General features: G+C 65.5%; 17 protein-coding genes. 5 read left to right on the top strand and 12 right to left on the bottom strand.

The annotated features are described in order from the left end of the window. Nucleotides 1–48 precede the first annotated feature (48 nt). The 4 genes from ACAG21_RS05380 to ACAG21_RS05365 all read right to left on the bottom strand — a co-directional run bounded on the left by ACAG21_RS05380 (nt 49) and on the right by ACAG21_RS05365 (nt 3085). Nucleotides 49–1293: a cytochrome P450 gene (locus ACAG21_RS05380; RefSeq protein WP_370494922.1), complete on the bottom strand. Its 1245-nt coding sequence runs from the start codon at nt 1291–1293 to the stop codon at nt 49–51. Nucleotide 1294: 1 nt separating this feature from the next. After that, on the bottom strand, nt 1295–1489 hold the full coding sequence (locus ACAG21_RS05375; RefSeq protein WP_370494921.1) for a ferredoxin: 195 nt from the start codon (nt 1487–1489) through the stop codon (nt 1295–1297). Nucleotides 1490–1500: 11 nt separating this feature from the next. Then, complete coding sequence (locus ACAG21_RS05370; protein WP_370494920.1) at nt 1501–2166, bottom strand: TetR/AcrR family transcriptional regulator; 666 nt, start codon at nt 2164–2166, stop codon at nt 1501–1503. A 109-nt stretch (nt 2167–2275) separates the two neighbouring features. Continuing rightward, complete coding sequence (locus ACAG21_RS05365) at nt 2276–3085, bottom strand: SDR family NAD(P)-dependent oxidoreductase (protein WP_370494919.1); 810 nt, start codon at nt 3083–3085, stop codon at nt 2276–2278. A 133-nt stretch (nt 3086–3218) separates the two neighbouring features. Between ACAG21_RS05365 and ACAG21_RS05360 the strand changes: the two genes are divergently transcribed. From ACAG21_RS05360 to ACAG21_RS05350, 3 genes are all read left to right on the top strand, one after another. Next, nucleotides 3219–4094 carry a hypothetical protein gene (locus tag ACAG21_RS05360; protein WP_370494918.1) on the top strand — a complete coding sequence of 292 codons (876 nt, stop codon included), beginning with the start codon at nt 3219–3221 and terminating at the stop codon, nt 4092–4094. Nucleotides 4095–4182: 88 nt separating this feature from the next. Then, nucleotides 4183–4941 (top strand): SDR family oxidoreductase, encoded by a 759-nt coding sequence (locus ACAG21_RS05355; protein ID WP_370494917.1) that lies wholly within the window; start codon nt 4183–4185, stop codon nt 4939–4941. A gap of 99 nt (nt 4942–5040) precedes the next feature. Then, entirely contained in the window at nt 5041–6675 is a 1635-nt protein-coding gene (locus ACAG21_RS05350) for a multicopper oxidase family protein (RefSeq protein WP_370494916.1), read from the top strand. Here the strand turns inward: ACAG21_RS05350 and ACAG21_RS05345 are convergent. The 8 genes from ACAG21_RS05345 to ACAG21_RS05310 are packed head-to-tail and all read right to left on the bottom strand — an operon-like array spanning nt 6672 to nt 15777. After that, complete coding sequence (locus ACAG21_RS05345; protein WP_370494915.1) at nt 6672–7490, bottom strand: alpha/beta fold hydrolase; 819 nt, start codon at nt 7488–7490, stop codon at nt 6672–6674. The two genes, ACAG21_RS05350 and ACAG21_RS05345, sit on opposite strands and share 4 nt — an antisense overlap. Then, nucleotides 7490–8488, bottom strand: coding sequence for a cyclase family protein (locus tag ACAG21_RS05340; protein ID WP_370494914.1), 999 nt, complete (start codon nt 8486–8488; stop codon nt 7490–7492). Before ACAG21_RS05340 ends, ACAG21_RS05345 begins: the two co-directional genes overlap by 1 nt. After that, entirely contained in the window at nt 8466–9305 is an 840-nt protein-coding gene (locus ACAG21_RS05335) for a coniferyl-alcohol dehydrogenase (RefSeq protein ID WP_370494913.1), read from the bottom strand. Before ACAG21_RS05335 ends, ACAG21_RS05340 begins: the two co-directional genes overlap by 23 nt. A 20-nt stretch (nt 9306–9325) precedes the next feature. Then, nucleotides 9326–10630, bottom strand: a complete 1305-nt coding sequence (locus tag ACAG21_RS05330) for an LLM class flavin-dependent oxidoreductase (RefSeq protein WP_370494912.1) — start codon at nt 10628–10630, stop codon at nt 9326–9328. An 18-nt stretch (nt 10631–10648) separates the two neighbouring features. Continuing rightward, a complete protein-coding gene (locus ACAG21_RS05325; protein WP_370494911.1) occupies nt 10649–12346 on the bottom strand; it encodes an FAD-binding protein in 1698 nt (565 codons plus the stop codon). Continuing rightward, on the bottom strand, nt 12343–13260 hold the full coding sequence (locus ACAG21_RS05320) for a 3-carboxyethylcatechol 2,3-dioxygenase (RefSeq protein WP_370494910.1): 918 nt from the start codon (nt 13258–13260) through the stop codon (nt 12343–12345). Before ACAG21_RS05320 ends, ACAG21_RS05325 begins: the two co-directional genes overlap by 4 nt. Continuing rightward, nucleotides 13208–14914: a bifunctional 3-(3-hydroxy-phenyl)propionate/3-hydroxycinnamic acid hydroxylase gene (locus ACAG21_RS05315; RefSeq protein ID WP_370494909.1), complete on the bottom strand. Its 1707-nt coding sequence runs from the start codon at nt 14912–14914 to the stop codon at nt 13208–13210. Before ACAG21_RS05315 ends, ACAG21_RS05320 begins: the two co-directional genes overlap by 53 nt. After that, a complete protein-coding gene (locus ACAG21_RS05310; protein ID WP_370494908.1) occupies nt 14914–15777 on the bottom strand; it encodes an alpha/beta fold hydrolase in 864 nt (287 codons plus the stop codon). The genes ACAG21_RS05315 and ACAG21_RS05310 overlap by 1 nt, the downstream gene beginning before the upstream one ends. Before the next feature lie 127 nt (nt 15778–15904). On the opposite strand from ACAG21_RS05310, the gene ACAG21_RS05305 reads away from it, so the two are divergent. Both ACAG21_RS05305 and ACAG21_RS05300 read left to right on the top strand, forming a co-directional pair. Further along, nucleotides 15905–16582 (top strand): IclR family transcriptional regulator, encoded by a 678-nt coding sequence (locus tag ACAG21_RS05305; protein ID WP_370494907.1) that lies wholly within the window; start codon nt 15905–15907, stop codon nt 16580–16582. A gap of 14 nt (nt 16583–16596) precedes the next feature. Then, nucleotides 16597–18210: an FAD-dependent oxidoreductase gene (locus ACAG21_RS05300; protein ID WP_370494906.1), complete on the top strand. Its 1614-nt coding sequence runs from the start codon at nt 16597–16599 to the stop codon at nt 18208–18210. Nucleotide 18211 lies beyond the last annotated feature (1 nt).

Below are 18211 nucleotides of genomic sequence, written 5' to 3'. Positions count from 1 at the left end.
GATCTGCTTGGAAGTGATCATCTCGGGCTGGTGCTCAATGGATTTCGTTTACCAGGTAACCGGGAGTTCGTAGACGCCGTAGGCGAGCCGGTCGTGCTTGAACGGGATCTCCTCGAACGGCACGGCCAGTTTCATGGTCGGGACACGACGCAAGAGCGTCTGGAACACGATCTGCAGTTCCGCCCGCGCGAGCTGCTGACCCACGCACTGATGGCGGCCGTAACCGAAGGCGACGTTGCGGTCGGCCCCGGCACGGTGCACGTAGAGGCGATCGGGCTCGGGGAAAACGTCGGGATCCCAGTTCGCGGGGGCCAGGTCGATGATGATGCCTTCGCCGGCGCGGATTGTCTCGCCGGCAATGTGGATGTCGTCGACGGCCACGCGACGCTGCCCATTCTGGATGATGCTCAGGTAACGCAGCAGCTCCTCCACCGCGCTCGCCAGAACCTTCGGGTCTTCGGCATCGCGGACCACGGCAAGTTGATCTGGATTCTCAAGCAGCGCAAGCACTCCGAGGCCGATCATGTTCGCGGTCGTCTCGTGTCCGGCGATCAGCAATCCGGTACCGAGCTGCGCGGCTTCTTTGACGCTGAGCTCGCCGGCCTTGACGCGTTCGGCCAGATCGGAGATCGCGTCCTGCGCGGGGTTCTCCATCTTGGTTTCGACCAGCTGGGCCAGGTACTTGTGCAGGCTCATCGCACCCCTGGCGGTGTCGGCACCGGTCGCATAACGCGCCAACCCCATCGAGGCGTGCTCCTGGAACATCTCGGCGTCTTCGTAGGGCACGCCGAGCATCTGGCTGATTACCAGGGATGGGACTGGAAGGGCAATGGCGGCAACGACATCCGCGGGCTGCGGACCAGCCAGCATCGTGTCGATGTGGTCATCGGTGATCTGCTGGATCGTGGGCCGCAGGCCTTCCACGCGCCGGAAGGTGAACGGTTTCGACAGCATCCGCCGATAGCGGGTGTGCTCGTCCCCGTCGGCGGTGAACACCGACCGGGGCCGCTTGTGCACGGTCGACAGCATGCCTTCGTTCCAGTGCGGGAATCCGGGCAGTCGGTCGTCGACGCTGACCCTGGAATCGGAGAACAGCTCGCGCACCTGCTCGTAGCCGGTGATGAGCCACGGGGTGCTGCCGTCCCAGATACGGACCCGCGTCAGCGGCCGCTCGTGGGCCAGGGCCATGACGTCCGGGGGTGGGGCGAACGGGCAGCGCTCGTCGCGAGCCATCGGGTAGTCGGGAATCTCGGAAGCGACCTCGGTCGTGCTACTCGTCAGTGCGTCTGACATGTCATTCCTCGATGTAGATTGCGTGGGCCGGGCATGCCGAGGCTGCCTGGCGGGCCCCTTCGGTCTGCTCGGCGGACGGGTACTCGTTGAGCAGGACGACCACACCGTCTTCGTCGCGCTGGTCGAACACCTCGGGTGCATTCATCACGCAGTTGCCCGAGGATGCGCAAATGTTCTGATCGACAGTAACTTTCATCGGCTTGCTCTTCATTCGTACGGAGTGACCGGCGCCAGCCACAGCCCCACGATCGCGTCGATGAGGCCGAATGCGGCTGCGCGCCAGGAGGGCTGGGCCATCGCAGCGCCTGCGGCGAGCGCACGTTCGCGATCGGCGCAGGTGTGCATCAAGAGGTTTCGGGCCATGATGTTGCGTTCGAAATGCACATCGGCCGGCAGGTTGGGCAAGCAGCGGTTGACACCGTCGACGACCTCGACGAGCGACGCAGAGCTGAGCGCACCCTTGACCACGATGTTGTAGTAGGCCGGATCGGTCATCGCCTGCGCCGCGAACCGCGCGTACCAGGTCGGGTTGCCGAGGTCCTCGAGGTGGTCGGTGAGTGGGCGCACCAGGCACGCCACCCAAGCGCGTAACTCGCCCGCTTCGCCCGACGCCCGCAGGTCGGCCACCATCTGCTCGCGCAGCTCCTCGACGGGTCCGCGGTGCTTCTCCTCGATGGCACGCACCAGGTCGGCCTTGGTACCGAAGTGGTATCCGACCGCGGCGTTGTTGCCCTGCCCCGCCGCCTCGCTGACCTGTCGGTTCGATACCGCGAACATGCCGTGCTCGGCATAGAGACGTTCGGCGGCCACCAGGATCGCTTCTTGAGTGGAGCTGGCCCGTTCGGTGCGAACGGCCCTGCCTGCCGTGGTCATTGGCCTAGTCAACCTCGTGGACCTGTTTAAGTCAAGCGCTTGATTTAAATGATTTGGGTCTGCACGGAGCCCTTCGGCGCGACGGCACCGTCGCGCTCCAGGCGAGCCCTCATCCCTCGCGCCTCTTCGAAGGGATCACCTTGCCGGCCGAGGTTCCTCCGTCCACCGGAAGCACCGTTCCGGTGACATAGAGCGAGCGGTCGCCCGCGAAATACAGCGCCGCCTGCGCGACGTCGTCGGGCGTGCCCTCCCGTTTCAGCGGACGGTCGTCGCGCATGCCTTGGCGGATCTTCGCCTCGAACTGGGCCAGCTGCTCCGGGTCCATCCCGGCCGCCGACTTCCCCAGGATCGGTGTGGGAATGCTGCCGGGTGCGATCGCGTTGACGCGAATCTCGTAGCGCGCCAGCTCAATTGCCGCGGATTTGGTGAACTGAATGACTGCCGCTTTCGACGCCCGATAGATCATCACCCCGCCGCCGGCCTGGATCCCGCCGATCGAGGTGAGGTTGATGATCGACCCGCCACCATTTTTGGCCATGTGCCGGGCGGCATCGCGGGTGCCTGCCATCACGCCGAGTACGTTGACGCCCATGATCCGGTGGAAGTCGGCCAGGTCGTCGTCGAGCAGTCGGCGCAGCGGGCTAGAAACCGCGGCGTTGTTCACCATCACATCCAGTCCGCCGAATTTTTCGACGGCGAAGGCGACCAGCGCCCCGACCTGTTCGGGGTCCGAGACGTCGGTCTGTGAGAACGCAGCATCGGCGCCCAGCGCGGCGGTCAACTCCTCGCCCCGGTCGGTATCGACGTCAGCGAGGACGACGCGCGCCCCTTCGGCCACAAAGCGTTCCGCAATGCCGCGACCGATACCGGAGGCGGCACCGGTGACGATGGCGACCTTGCCATCCAGTTCGTTGACCACCTGACGAGTTAATCGGGCACGCGACTATTAAGTCAAGCAGTTGATTTAAGTGTTTCCCCGAACTGGCCCGCCTCCGCTGGATTAATGTTTGCTGCATGAGCGAGCGGACCCCGGCTAACGGGTAGCGGCGTCGATGAATCCCGATACTTTCTGCACCTCCGACCAATGGAGCATGATCGCGTCGGCGGCGTCGACGTCACAGCTCGCCGGTGTGCTCGGCGGATTCCTCATCACCGCAATAGCTTTGCTGTTCGACCGCAACAGCCGCGAAGGCGTGCACACCCTGGCACTGTTCGCGTCGGCGGTGCTGATCCTGATGCTGGACAGCTTCCTGTTCAGCCTCATCAGCGGCACTCACCCGCCCGACAACGGCGACCGGCAGGGCATCTGCGCGATCGCCTGGACCCAGGGCGATCTGGCGACCGGGATGCTCGCGGCGGGCACCACCGGACTGTTTGCCGGCCTGGGCTGGATGCTGGCCAGCCACGCGGTGAACAAGGTGCCCGCCGACGATCCCGCGGACATCCGCGCCTACTGTTTCCTCGCCGACCTCGGCGGCTGGCTGACCTTCGGCGCCGCGATGGCGACGACGTTGATCATGAGCGAGACGAGCATCGACTACCTGCATTTCGTGCTCGGCCACCCGCCCGCGCTGTGGCTGACGGGGTCGATCGTGACGTTCTGCGCGCTGGCGATCCTGCTCGATTTCGTGGTGGTCTACTTCCGCACCAAGGCCCTCAACCGCTCGCTGGCCAACACCGCCGAGCCGACTCAGTTGGCACTGCGCTCGATCAAGGTCGCCACGGTGGGAACGCTGTTCCTCGCGGTCGCCGGCTCATGGCTCGCCGTCAGCCTGGCGCGCCTCCCGATCGGCTGGCTGACCACCCCCAACCGCGCGTTCGTCCTCTTCGTCTTCGTGCTCGCGCTGATCGTGCCGACGATCATCTCGACCGCCGCCTGCTATTCGGTCGCGAGCACCGACGACGGTTTCCGTCCACGCGTGCGTTAGCGGCCTCGTAGGGCTTCCGGGCGGGCAGCGCACCAGCCATGCTGGGTACGGCAGTGGCAGTTCATCGGAAAACTGGGAGGGCGTACTCATGAAGGTTTTGGTTATCGGTGGCAGCGGGCTGATCGGATCCCAGGTTGTCACCATGCTCACCGACCGGGGCCACGAAGCCGTTCCCGCCTCGCCGCGATCGGGTGTCAACGCCATCACCGGCGAAGGCCTCACCGAGGCCGTCGCCGGGGTGCACACGGTGGTAGACGTGTCCAATTCCCCGTCTTGGGCCGACGACGACGTGCTCGAGTTTTTCACCACCTCGACCCGCAACCTCCTCGAAGCGGAGCGGGCCGCCGGCGTACAGCACCACGTCGCACTCTCGATCGTGGGCGCCGACCGATTGCCCGACAGCGGCTACATGCGGGCCAAGGTCGCACAGGAGAAGGTGATCGAGGACTCGGGATTCCCGAACACGATCGTGCGGGCGACGCAGTTCTTCGAATTCGTTGGCGGCATTGCGGATTCGATGGCCGACGGCGACACAATTCGCGCGCCGCATGGAGCGTTCCAGCCCATCGCTTCCGCAGACGTCGCCACGGCCGTCACCCGCGCGGCGATCGACGATCCGGCCGGGCTGATCAACATTGCCGGCCCCGACAAGCAAGGTATGGACGACTTCATCCGGACGTGGTTCGCCGCAACCGGCGACGCGCGCGAGGTGGTCACCGACCCGCAGGCCCGCTACTACGGTGCGCTGCTCGACGACCGCGGCATCGTTCCCATCGACGGAGAGCAAGTCACGATCTACCCAACCAACTTCAGCGACTGGGCGGCTTCCCGGCAGCAAGCCGGCTGATAGCGGCCGAAAAATCGTCGGCAATGGTTGCGTTCTGGCTAACTCCCTAGCACGGTATATCTCGCCGGGCCCGTACCGACCGACGACAAGGAGCGATCAATGCCGCTGCTACCCACCAGTGGGGTTACCTTCGACGGGGCGCAGCTGACCCGGCGCGGCTTCATGGCGGCCGGCATCGCGGGTGGATTGACGCTGGCGGGGTGCGGCCATTCCAAGTCCCACGATCTGAGCAGTGCCGACAAGATGGCCGCCGCGATCGCTGCTGCCGAGTCGGCACGGCCGCACAGCGGGCGCACGGTGGACGTCAGCTTGACGCAGCAGCTGACCCAGATCGATTTGGGCGGACCGGTCGTGCGAACGCTGGCCTTCGGCGACACGATCCCCGGCCCGCTGATCCGGGCCAGCGTCGGCGACGAACTCGTGGTCAAGGTCTCGAACAAACTCGACCACATGACCTCGGTGCATTGGCACGGTATCGCGTTGCGCAACAACATGGATGGCGCGGAACCCGCCACCCCGAACATCGAAGCCGGCCAGGAATTCACGTATCAGTTCTCCGTACCGAACTCGGGCACATACTGGGCACATCCGCACACCGGCCTCGACGAGGACACCGGGCTGTACCTGCCGGTCATCATCGATGACCCCACCGAGGGCAACTACGACGCCGAATGGGTTGTCGTCCTTGACGATTGGACCGACGGCGTGGGAAAGAGTCCGCAGCAGCTCTACGAGGAACTCACGAACCCGAACAAGCCCAGCATGTCCAACATGCCCGCCGCACCCTCGACAGCCCCGACCACGTCGACGACTCCTACCACCTCGACCAGCGAGACCACTTCGACCAGCCCGACGACGTCGACCACCCCCACGACCCCGTCCACGTCAGCGTCGGCAATACCGAATGCCCGGGTTGGAAACAGCGACCTGCTTGGCGGCGACGCGGGAGACATCGCCTACCCGTACTATCTGATCAACGGGCGAATTCCCACGGCTCCCACCACCTTCAATGCCAAGCCGGGGCAACGGATCCGGATCCGCTTCATCAACACCGGCTCCGACACCACCTTCCGCGTCGCACTCGCCGGCCACCCCATGACAGTCACCCACACCGATGGCTACGCCGTGGTGCCCAGACAGGTTGACGCCCTGCTGATCGGGATGGCCGAACGGTACGACGTCATCGTGACCGCCGCCGACGGAGTCTTCCCACTGGTCGCAATGGCCGAAGGCAAGGGGGCGCTGGCGCGGGCCCTGCTGTCCACCGGAAAGGGCAGCCCACCCGATCCGCAGTTCCAACCGGCCGAACTGAACCGACGCGTGGGAACCATCGAGATGTTCACCGCCGCGACGCCGGTCATGTTGAGCCGGCCCGAACCAGGACTCAACCTTCCGGTCGTTCTGGGCGGCAACATGATCCAGTACGACTGGACGATCAATGGTGAGCCCTACAGCAAAACCAATCCGCTGCACGTTCAGCAGGGTCAGCGGCCGACCATCATCTTCGACAACCCGACGATGATGTATCACCCAATTCACTTGCACGGACATACATTCCAGCTGATAAATCCCGACGGATCGCTGGGCGCCCGCAAGGACACCGTGATGGTGTTACCCAAGCAGAAGATCCTGGCCGTTCTGGTGGCCGACAATCCCGGCGTGTGGCAGATGCACTGCCACAACACCTATCACCAGGTCGCCGGGATGATGACCCGGCTGGAATACGTCTTCTAAGAGGCCAGGAATTCCAGCAGCAGTTCGTTGACCGTTGCCGGCTGCTCGATCTGCGGGCAGTGGCCGGCGCTGTCGACCACCGTCGAGCGGGCGCCGTCGATCTGCCCGGCGATCTCGGCGGCCCACCCTCGCGGCAAGAGCTTGTCCTCTCCCCCTTCGACCACCAGCGTCGGCACGTCGATGCGCTCGTAGGCACGGGCGGTCGACGGCGTCGGGGGCCGCGACGAACCGGGGCGGCGGAATCGGGCCGCCGCCACCGCTTCCCACGCCCCCGGCGCGGTGCTCGATTCGTAGCGGCGGGCCACGTATTCCTCGTCGGCCGGATAGCCGGGATCGTGAAACAGGGCCTCGACGATGCGGCGCATCGCATCCAGGCTCGCGTCGTACTCCTGCAGCGCCTCAAAGTGCTTGTTCTGCTGGATCTCTCCGCCACCGCAGATGATCGTCAAGCTACGGACCGGTAACCGCGGCGCTTCGGACGTGGTGTCGTTGAGCAGGTTGATCGCGCCCATCGAGTTGCCCACGAAATGTGCCGAGTCGATACCGAGGAGCTCGCAGAAGCGAGCCACATGCCGTATCCGCATCCCCCGGCCGTCCACGAAGTCGATCACCTTCGCCGAGCTTCCATACCCCAGCATGTCCGGTGCCAGCACCCGGTAGTGTGCGGCCAGCGCGGAAACGTTGCGCTCCCAACCCAGTTCGGCGCTGGCGCCGAACTCACCGCCGTGGAGCAGCACCACCGGATCGCCCTTGCCGGCCTCCAGGTAACCGGTGACAAGGCCGTCGACCAGCATGGTCTTGCGTGCGAAGTCCATCACTTGATCGCAATCGGGTTGACGGGAGAGCCGACCGCACCGACCACCCGCAGCGGCGGTGCGACGAGCTGGAACTCGTACACGCCGTCGGCGGCGCAATCCTGCGCCAGCGCGGTGAGATCCCAGTATTCGCCGAAGATCATGCCCATGTCGCGCAGGCAGAGTAGATGCAGCGGGAAGGTAATGCCGTCGATCCCGGAAACCAGGTCTTCGACCTGAAGGTTATCCGCGGCCACGGCCGCGATCTCGTGATCATGCAGCCACCGGGCACATCGCCAGTCCAAGCCGGAATAGCCTTCGGTCTTGTTCCCGGTCATCAGAAACCTTGTCCACCAGCCGGTCCGGATCAGCACGATGTCGCCCCGCCCGACGGTCACACCCTGGGCGCGAACCACGTCGTCGAGTTCTTCCGGCGAGATCGGGTTTCCGGCCTCGAGGAATACCTCCGCTTTGCGATGGCGGACCAAGTCCAGCAGCACACCGCGGGACGTGATGCCCTTGACGTCAACCTTGTCGATGCCGCAGTGGTAGGCGCCCATGCTGGTGACCGAATCCGCCGCGAAGCCGTTGTAGAGCTGATCGTCGTAGTAGACGTGGGACAACGCATCCCACTGGCTTGCCGCCTGCAGCGGCATGATGATGATGTCGTCGTTGAAGCGGAACGGATTGTCGGGCGTCATGTAGCCGCTGAGCTGCTGAGCCACCGGGTTACGCGGCCAGCTCGGCCCGTACTTGGCCAGCGTGTTCACATCGCCGCCGTCGACGGTCATGATGTGCACCGGGTTGTGCCGAAACGCGAAGGCGCCCTGCGGACCCGAGGCGCCGAAGTCGACTCCGAGCGGAAATACCTTGCCATGGTTGACCAGACCGGCGGCCTGCGCGACCTTGTCCGCGGTGATGAAGTTCAGAGTGCCGAGCTCGTCGGCGTCGCCCCAGCGTCCCCAATTGGAGACGTCCCTTGCCACCCGACGAAAATCAGTCAAGTCCGCTCGGCTCATCTGGCGGGGCTCCTTTCTCGAGTTCACGAGCGATCGCCGCGCCCACGTTTCCACCGTCGACCCAGATGATCTGTCCCGTGATGTAGCTGGCCGCACCACTATTCAAGAAGAGCAGCACTGCCGCCTGCTCGGCGGGCTCGCAAACGCGCCCCAGCGGCTTGGGAATGTCGTCGAGGAATGCCTGCCCGTACGCCGTTCGCAGCTGATCGAGTATCGGCGTCTCGGTGACCCCGGGGCCGGAGCAGTTGATGCGGATACCTCTGGCGCCCAAGGGCGTAGCACTGCGCATCGTGTAGAAGATGATCGCTTCCTTGGACAGTTGGTAACCGTTGCCCACCACGTCGGGATTCGCCTCGCACCAGTCGATGCCCTCTTGCATCGTCGCGGTATTCAACAATGGCGCCACCGCCGCCGCGTGCTCCCGGTAGGCGGCGGCCGCGAGCGAGGACACGCTGACGATCGACGATCCCGCGGCCATCCTCGAAACCAGCGCCTCGGTGATCTGGCGGGTGCCCAGGAAGTTGATCGTGGCGACCAGTGCCGGGTTGCCGATCCCGGAGGAGACACCGGCGACGTTGAACAGCGTGTCGACCCGCCCACCGATGGACGCTACCGCACCATCGATCGATTCCGGGTCGGCGAGGTCGACCTCATGAAACTCGTTGAGCTCGAACGACGGTCGCCGCTTATCCAGCCCGACGACTTCGGCCCCGAGTTCGGTGAGCTGGCGCACCACATGCTCGCCAATGCCCGACGCACATCCGGTCACCACCGCACGGCGGCCGTCGTAGCGCCACAACCCGTCGATCTCGCCCACGGCTCGATTATCTTCCGGCGCTACTTCTTTTTCTGCTCTTCCTTCGCGCGCTGCGCCGCCTGCACCCGGCCCTCGTTGATCTCCGCCATGGCCTCGGGGATCTCGCTGGCGGTGAACTTGTCGCGTCCGGTGGGCAGGCCGCCGAACGCGTAAGTTTCGTCGAACAACGGGGCGGTCGACTTCGGCCGCCGCGCCTCGACCTTTTCGATAACCGGCGCCAGCCGCTTGGCCTTCTGCGCCACCGCCTTCTGGTCACGTTCGATGAACTCGGGCAGTACCTCTTTGCCCATCAGCTCGATGGATTCCATGGTGCCTTCGTGGCTGCGCGGGTTGAGCAGCAGGATGATCTCGTCGACGCCGCTCTCTTCATAGCCGCGCAGGAATTCGCGCACGGTGTCCGGGGATCCGATCGCGCCGCGGCCGGGTCCATAGGCCAGTGTCGGGTCCTTCTCGACCTCTTCGAGGTAGCGCTTCCACACTCCGGTGCGGCCGGGGCTGTGCATTCCGGTCAGGTAGTAGTGCATGATCCCGAATGAGAAGAATCCACCGCCCTGCCCCAGCCGTTGCAGCGCCTCTTCTTCAGTCTTGGCGACCATCATCGACAGGTCACCGCCGATGGCCAGGATGTTCGGGTTGATCTGCGGCGTGATGGGCACGCCGTTCTCCTCGAATTCCTTGTAGTAGCCGTTGACCCGGTCGGTCAGCGGCCCGGGCCCGGTGTAAGCGAAACTCAGTGCCCCGATGCACTTTTGGGCAGCCATCTGCACGCTTGCCGGCCGGGTGCAGGCAACCCAGACGGGCGGGTGCGGCTTTTGCAGCGGTTTGGGGATGACGTTGCGAGGAGGCATCTGGATATGCTCACCCTTGAAACCCGTGAACGGCTCTTCGATCATGCATCGGATCGCGACATCGAGGGACTCCTCCCACTGCGCGCGCTTGTCGGCGGGGTCGACATCGAATCCGCCGAGCTCGCCGACCGAGGACCCTTCCCCGGTGCCGAACTCGACACGCCCGTTGGAGAGCAGGTCGATGGTGGCGACGCGTTCGGCCACCCGCGCGGGGTGATTGACCGCGGGCAGCAGGTGCATGATGCCGAACCCGAGCCGGATGTCCTTGGTTCGCTGGCTTGCCGCGGCCAGGAAGATCTCCGGTGCGGTGGAGTGACAGTACTCCTCGAGGAAGTGGTGCTCGGTCAGCCAGACGGTGGAGAACCCCGCCTTGTCGGCGGCCTCCACCTCGTCCAGGCAGTCCTGCAACAGGACGTGCTCGTCATCGGGCGCCCACGGACGGGGTAGCGCGAACTCGTAGAACAGTGAAATTTTCATTGTTACCTCCTTAAGAGATCAGGCCTGGCTGGCAAGGTGTTTGGCGGCGACAAAGCCGAAGGTCATGGCGGGACCGATGGTCGCCCCGGCGCCCGCATAGCTGCGGCCCATTACCGGCGCGGAGGTGTTACCCACCGCGTACAAGCCGGGCACGATGGTCCCGTCGGGCCGCAGCACCCGGGCGTATTCGTCGGTCAGCAGACCGCCCGAGGTTCCGAGGTCGCCGAGCACGATGCGGAACGCATAGTAGGGCGGATCACCCAACGGATACAGATTGGGGTTGGGCAGGGTCGGATCGCCGTAGTAGTTGTCGTAAACGCTGTCCCCTCGGTTGAAATCGTCGTCGTGGCCCTTGCGCGCAAGTTCGTTGAACCGCGCCGCGGTGGAACGCAATTCGGCTGCCGGGACACCGATTTTGGTCGCCATTTCGTCCCAGCTGGTCGCCGCCTTGACCACACCGGAATCCAGCCATGCCTGCGGGATCTTGCGGCCGGTGGGCACCGGAGCACCGGGGATCTTCGGTAGCGGCAGGTGACCGCCGACGACATAGCGATTCCACGACCGGTGATCGGTGATCAGCCAGCACGGGATGTGGGTAACGCCGGACTTCTGCCCGTCGATCATCGCGTGGCCGAAGTCCATGTACGGGGCCGCCTCGTTGATGAATCGCTTACCTTCGCCGTTGACAATGAATTGCGACGGCATCATCCGCTCGTTGAGCATGAATTGCATTCGGCCGTCCGGCCATTGGATGGCCGGGAACCACCACGCCTCGTCGAGCAGATCGGTTGCGGCGCCCACCTTTTCGCCGGCGCGAATGCCGTCGCCCATCGCGACCGGGTTACCGAAGCTCCAATCCTCGCCCACGACGGGCAGCTGCTCCTTGCGCCAGGCAAGGTCGTGATCGAAACCGCCGGACGCCAGGATGACGCCGCGGCGCACACCGATCCGCTGCTGGGCGCCGTCACGCTCGATCGCTGCCCCGATCACCGAACCGTCGGCGTTGGTGAGCAACTCGGTCATCGGCGCGTCGAGCCAGAGCGGAATACCGCTGTCCCGCATCGCCAGCCGCAACCGGGCGACCAGCGATTGGCCGATAGCGGCCATCCGCTCGTTGAAGGCTCTCGCCTTGAACATCCGCCAGAGGAGCTTCAACAGCACCCCCTTGCCGGCCCACGTCTGCCTGATCCGGTAGAAGGTCCGAAGGTCTTTGGGGCCCAGCCAGATTCCCCGCGGAGCAAGTGCCAGCGGCTTGAGCATCAGTTGCTCGTCGGCACCCAGCTTCCGCAGGTCGATGGCTGGGACGTTGATGGTGCTGCCCAGCTCTGAGGCGCCCGGCAGTTCCGGGTAGTAGTCGGCGTAGTCGGGCTTCCAGACGAATTCGAACCACCCGGACAGCCCCTCGAGGAACTCCAGCATTTTCGGCGCCGACTCGACGTATTGGCGGATGCGCGCCTCGCTGACCAATCCCTCGGTGATCCTGAGCAGGTATTCGACCACGCCTTCGGGGTCCGGACAGTAACCCTCCCGACGTTGCGCCGGCGCGCCGGGAACCCAGATACCGCCACCCGACAATGCGGTGGAACCGCCGAAATACGAGGCCTTTTCGATCACCAACGCGTCGAGGCCGGACGCGCGCGCGGTCAGCGCGGCGGCCATGCCACCACCGCCGGAGCCGACGATCAACACGTCGACAACGTGATCGAAGTCGTTCATGCCGGCATCGCCGTTCTGATCGCGAACCCGGCGATCAGTTCTTCGGCCGGTTTGTAGTAGCGCAACGCCGTCTCATAGGGGCCCACGGTCTGCAGCGCGGCGAAAGCCGCTATCCAGGTGCGGACTTCGTGTGCGGAGCTGCCGCCCTCGTAGAGCACGAAGGCGTTCGACCAGAGATTGAACTCTTCGAGCCGGCCGGCATCGATGATCTCCAGAAAGCGGTGGTCCCAGGCCGGATTCAGTGGTTGCAGATCACTCTCGCCGCCGGCAAAGGCCTTGGCCGCCTCGATGACGGCGACCTGCCTGGCTTGCCGCTGCTCGGGCGTCATCGGCCGGCCACCCACGATGCGCTCCAGCACCGATTCCGGCGCCGTCGCCAGCGCCGGTACCGGCGGACTGTGGGAAAGCCCACCGGACCCGATCACCAAGACCCGCTTGTCCAGCGCGGCGAGATAGTTGCCGACGGCCGCGCCCAGCGCGCGGCATCGATGCAACGGCCCCAGCGGCACCGCGACCGCATTGACGAAGATCGGAATCGCCGGACGCGACAGGGCGTCGCCGAAGAGTTTCTCCAGCGGCTGGACGGTCCCGTGATCCACGTCCATGCTCGCCGATACCGCCACATCGATACCTGCCTCGAGCACCGCCTCGGCGCATTGCGACGCCAGGTCGGTCGGGACGTCGAGCGGACCGGCGTGCGTGCCGTAGTCACCGACTCCGTTGGCGTTCAAGCCGATACAGAACGGTGGCATCGCCTTGTAGAAAAATCCGTTGTAATGATCCGGCGAAAAGATGACGACGAGTTCGGGATCGTAATCGCGGACGAATTCGGCAGCCTGCGCAATCGCCCCTTCGACGTCGTCAAGCAGATCCCGCGACGGCCCCGGAAGATTCAGGAGCGGGCTGTGGGACATACAGCACAGAGCCATTGCCACTGTCGACATCACCCCCTCCCGGGATGAGCGTGAGGGCATCGAGCAGCGATGCGCTCAGATCGGGCGAGAGCTGGGCGATGCACGCTCCCGCGATGCAGCGATCGGGGCGCAGGAACACCACCGATTCGGAGTGCACGTCGAACCAGGACTTGAGCCCTCCGGTGCGGTCGCCCACGACGACGACATCCGGGTCGTCGTGTCCGGGCCAGTGCAGCTGAGTCTGCGGCCGCAACGCAACAAAACGGGCGCCCAACGCTTTCCACTTCGCGAAGGCCTGGTCGCCGAGGATCTTGCGCGGGTTGTTGTTCCAGCACAGCACGGCGAACCACGGGCCCAGCACGTCGTCCAGCAAGACATCCTGCTGAGTCCGGGTATCGACCCGCGGCTGAATGAACAGCGTGCCGACCGGCGATTGCGCGCCGTGGGGGGCGCTGTGCACGACGGCCCCGTGCTCGTAGCGTGGCATCGGCTTGAACCGCATCTCGAGCACGTATCGCTTGAGCGTGGGCACAATTGACGCCGAACGCACCAGCAGGTCGCGCGCGGTGGCGACGCGCCGGTTGGTCGGCGAGATGACCCGGCCCACCATGGTGGAAAGGTCGATCATGGCCCGCGCGTGCTTGCGGCGCTCCATGTCGTAGGTGTCGAGCAATTTGTCGTGGGCACGGCCGTTGACCACCGCGGCCAGCTTCCAGCCCAGGTTGGCGGCATCCCGGATACCGCTGTTGTAACCCTGCCCCTGCCACACCGGCATCAGATGTGCGGCGTCGCCGGCCAGCAGCAGCCGGCCACTGCGGAACGCCCCGGCGATACGCGAGTGATGGGTGTACACGCGGCGACGGATCACGTCCACCCGGTCGGGCCGCGGCACCATCCGGGCCAGCATCTGCTCCAGGAACGCCGGGTCCTCGGCCTGCTCGTCGGTCTCGTCGGCGTGAATCATGAACTCGAAGCGGCGAATTCCGTGCGCGATCGAAATCGAGGCATAGGGACGTTCGGGGTCGGCGCCCACCTCGCTGTTCGGGTGGCCCAGCGGGTCGTTGGCGATGTCGACCACCAGCCAGCGCGTCGAGGACGTCGTCCCGTCGAACGACACACCCATCATCCGGCGGGTCATGCTGCGGCCGCCGTCGCAGCCCACGACGTAGCGGGCCCGCACCGTCGTGCCTTCGCCGCCGAGCTCGACCGCGACGCCGTCGGTGTTTTGCTGACAGCCCGTCATCGGCCGGCTCCAGCGCACCTCGACGCAGTCGAATCGGTCCAGCCCGGCCAGCAATTCGGCGTCGACGAGCGGCTGGACGAACCCGTTGCGCTTCGGCCAGCCGAAACGCGAGTCGGGCGGTGCCATTTCGGCCAGCACCCGGCGATTGCCGTCGAAGAAACGCAGAATCTGGTTGGGCACCGTGTGCGGCAGCACCCGATCGACCAGGCCGATCGACTGAAAGGTGCGCAACGACTCGTCGTCCAGACCGACCCCGCGGGGGTAGTCGATCAGCGTGTCGCGCTCGTCGACCAACAGGGTTCGGACACCTTGCAAGCCAAGGATATTGGCTAACGTCAAGCCGACCGGGCCCGCGCCGACGATGACTACGTCGACATCGTGGCCAGGCGCCTGGTGCCGGTCGGTCGCCATCAGCGTCCCAGCAGGAAGTCGAGATGCAACTGGTTGAAGGTCTTGGCGTCCTCGTACTGCGGCCAGTGACCACAGCCGGGCATCACCTCGAAGCGCGCGCCCGGGATCATCGACGCCATGCGGCGCCCCTCGGTCACGTCGGCGGTGGGATCGTCACTGGTCCACAACACCAGCGTCGGCGCGACGATCGATCCGTATTCGGCCGGGCCGAGAATGTTGCGTGCGCGAATCTCGGGGTCCTGCAACGCCATGATGTCGCTCATCGCGGAGACGAATCCCGATTGCCGATATACCCGTTGGCGGCTGGCAACCAGATCGTCGTAATCCTTCGACTTGTCGGCCATCAGCCATTTGATGCGCGCTTGCACCGTCTCCCAGGTGGGGTTCTCGGCGGCCGCCATCGACAGCGTGATGATCCGTTGCATCACAACCGGATCGGCCTGGGAACCGCCGGCGGTGTTAAGGACCAGTCGCTCAACCACATCGGGATGATCGACCGCCGTGCGCGCGGCCACCCAGCCGCCCAGCGATTCGCCGCTGATGTAGGCGCGGTCCGCACCGATCGTGCCCAGCACGGCCATCAGGTGCTCGACGTAATGGCTGACCTCCAGCGGGTGACCCGGCTTGTCTGTGTATCCGTGCCCCAGCATGTCGATCGACCAGGTCCAGAAATGCTCGGCGTGGGCGGCAAGGTTGCGCACGTACGCCTCGGCATGGCCGCCGGATCCGTGCAGCAGCATCAGTACCGGCTTGCCGGGATCACCGGCACGCAGGTAGCGGGTCCGGACGCCCCCGGCGTCGAGGTAGCCCTGCTCAAACGCGACGCCCTGGAGGTCGCTCCAGATGCTCTCGAACTCCGCCACGGTTCCTCTCCGGCTAGTACTGGTGGAAATCAGATTCTCGTTTTAGACTTATTACGTGTGCGAATATCGCACACTGGCGTGCGTTATATATTAGAGCTTCGCTCTCGCATGGAGGTATGTCAAGGCTGTGACGGGTTCGGGTACCGGCTCGCAAACGCTCGCGAGGGGAATCACCGCGCTGCAGATGGTGGCGGATTCCCCGACCGGACTGACCGTCCAGCAGCTCGCCGACCAGGTCGGGGTGCACCGGACTATCGCCTATCGCCTGCTGTCGACGCTGGCCCAATTCCGTTTGGTGGCCAAGGGCGAAGACGGGCGATACCGGCCGGCCGCCGGCCTCGCGGTCCTCGGTGCCTCGTTCGACCGCAATGTGCGTCAGCTGAGTCTGCCGACGCTACGGGCCCTGGCCGACGAACTGGGTACCACCGTGTCCTTGCTCGTCGCCGAGGGCGATCAACAGGTGGCGGTCGCGGTGATCGTGCCGAGCCACGTGGCCTACCAACTGTCCTTCCACGAGGGCAGCCGGTACCCGCTGGACCGCGGCGCCGCTGGAATCGCTTTGCTGGCAAGCCTGCCCCCGCGGCCGGGTGAACGGGAACTGGTGTCGCGGGCACGCGAGCGCGGCTGGGTGACGACCTACGGCGAGATCGAACCGAATACGTACGGCCTGGCCGTGGCGGTCCACCGCCCGGCGCCGTCCCCACCGACATGCATCAACCTCATCTCCCATCGGGAGGACGTCGTGATGCGCGGCAGGGAAGCGGTCGTCAAAGCCGCCAAGCAGTTGTCCGAGCTGCTGAGCTGAAGGGATTGCAGCTGATGTCTTGGGATTCCGAAGTCGACGTCGTCGTGCTCGGCACGGGCGGGGCCGGGCTCACCGCCGCATTGTCGGCGGTGGCCGCCGGCGCGTCCGTCGAGGTGTTCGAGAAGGCCCCGACCGTTGGCGGGACCACCGCGGTGTCGGGCGGCATCATCTGGATCCCCGCCCATAACCGTTCTCCCGAAGGCGAATTGACGCAAGCCGACGCGTTGCGGTACCTGCGTGCGCAGTCCCTCGGGCAGATGGACGATGCCCTGGTCGAAACGTTCGTGCGTACCGGTCCGACCATGCTGGAATTCGTGGAAGAGCACAGCGCCCTGCGTTTCGACATCGCCGCGGGTTTCCCCGATTACCGGCCGGAGCTGCCCGGCGGACAGCCGAGCGGCGGCCGGTCCCTGAGTGCGGGCCCGTTCGACCTGAACGAGATCGGCGAGTGGGGCCAACGGATTACCTCGTTTCCCGCCGACTGGTCCAACGTCGGTATCGATGCCGAAACCCGAGCACGCCTACACGTGCAGATCGAGGAAGGCAGCGATCTGTGCGTGGCCGGTACCGCGCTGATCGCGGGGCTACTCAAGGGTTTGCTGGATGCCGGGGTGACACCGCACACCAACGCTCGCGCCGAAGAACTCATCGCCGAGGGCGGCGAAATCACCGGCGTGCGAATTGCCTTGGCCGGCAGGCGGATCAACGTGCGCGCGCGCCGCGGAGTCGTCCTCGCTGTCGGCGGCTTCGAATGGGACCCCGCCTTGGTGCAGGCATTCCTGCGCGGCCCGATGCATGGTCCGGTCTCGCCGCCGAACAACACCGGCGATGGGCTGCGAATGGCGATGGCACACGGTGCGGATCTGGCCAACATGGGCGAGGCATGGTGGGTCCCGATCGTGCAGATCCCCGGCGACACCATCGAAGGCAGGCAGCGCAGCCGCAGCGTGCGACTGGAGCGGACGCGGCCGAGAAGCATCATCGTCAACCAGGCGGGACACCGCTTCGTCAACGAGGCATGCGATTACAACTCGATGGCCGGCGCGTTCCAGTACCTGGACCCCCGCGACGGCTATATCAATGATCGCGGCTGGATAGTGTTCGACTCAGTTCACCTGCAGCGCTACGGATTTCTGGGTGTCGCTCCCGGCGAGCCGGTTCCGGACTGGTTCTGCGAGTCCGCGGACCTCAACGAACTGGGCGCCAAGACCGGCATCGACGCCGACGGTCTGATCCGCACGATCGACGAGTGGAACCGCCATGTCGCCGAGGGGCAAGATCCGGACTTCGGCCGCGGTTGCAGTGCCTACGACGGCTATTGGGGTGATGACAGCGCCACCACGGCTGCCGGCAAGACGCTCGGCCCAATCGACACCGCGCCCTATTACGCCGTGCCCGTGTCGATCGGGGCAATGGGCACCAAGGGCGGGCCGCGTACCGACCACGACGGCCGCGTTCTGCATGTCAACGGGGAACCGATCCCGGGCCTGTTCGCCGCGGGCAACGCGATGGCCGGGGCGACCGGCCGCGCCTACGGCGGTGCCGGCGGAACACTGGGTCCGGCAATGGTTTTCGGCTACCGCGCGGGCTACGCCGCCGCCACCGGAAAGTCTGTCGACCTGAAGTAGG

This window comes from Mycobacterium sp. pR1184 (genome assembly GCF_041287235.1).
In the GTDB taxonomy this organism is placed as follows: domain Bacteria; phylum Actinomycetota; class Actinomycetes; order Mycobacteriales; family Mycobacteriaceae; genus Mycobacterium.
Note: the sequence above shows the minus strand (reverse complement) of the source record. Positions and strands in the feature narration are given on the sequence as shown.

Coding starts and splice junctions, on each gene's coding strand:
- ACAG21_RS05340 (WP_370494914.1), bottom strand. CDS start 8,488: ATGAGCCGAGCGGACTTGACTGATTTTCGTCGGGTGGCAAGGGACGTC.
- ACAG21_RS05330 (WP_370494912.1), bottom strand. CDS start 10,630: ATGAAAATTTCACTGTTCTACGAGTTCGCGCTACCCCGTCCGTGGGCG.
- ACAG21_RS05345 (WP_370494915.1), bottom strand. CDS start 7,490: ATGGACTTCGCACGCAAGACCATGCTGGTCGACGGCCTTGTCACCGGT.
- ACAG21_RS05360 (WP_370494918.1), top strand. CDS start 3,219: ATGAATCCCGATACTTTCTGCACCTCCGACCAATGGAGCATGATCGCG.
- ACAG21_RS05355 (WP_370494917.1), top strand. CDS start 4,183: ATGAAGGTTTTGGTTATCGGTGGCAGCGGGCTGATCGGATCCCAGGTT.
- ACAG21_RS05375 (WP_370494921.1), bottom strand. CDS start 1,489: ATGAAAGTTACTGTCGATCAGAACATTTGCGCATCCTCGGGCAACTGC.
- ACAG21_RS05380 (WP_370494922.1), bottom strand. CDS start 1,293: ATGTCAGACGCACTGACGAGTAGCACGACCGAGGTCGCTTCCGAGATT.
- ACAG21_RS05300 (WP_370494906.1), top strand. CDS start 16,597: ATGTCTTGGGATTCCGAAGTCGACGTCGTCGTGCTCGGCACGGGCGGG.
- ACAG21_RS05325 (WP_370494911.1), bottom strand. CDS start 12,346: ATGAACGACTTCGATCACGTTGTCGACGTGTTGATCGTCGGCTCCGGC.
- ACAG21_RS05315 (WP_370494909.1), bottom strand. CDS start 14,914: ATGGCGACCGACCGGCACCAGGCGCCTGGCCACGATGTCGACGTAGTC.
- ACAG21_RS05320 (WP_370494910.1), bottom strand. CDS start 13,260: ATGTCCCACAGCCCGCTCCTGAATCTTCCGGGGCCGTCGCGGGATCTG.
- ACAG21_RS05370 (WP_370494920.1), bottom strand. CDS start 2,166: ATGACCACGGCAGGCAGGGCCGTTCGCACCGAACGGGCCAGCTCCACT.
- ACAG21_RS05350 (WP_370494916.1), top strand. CDS start 5,041: ATGCCGCTGCTACCCACCAGTGGGGTTACCTTCGACGGGGCGCAGCTG.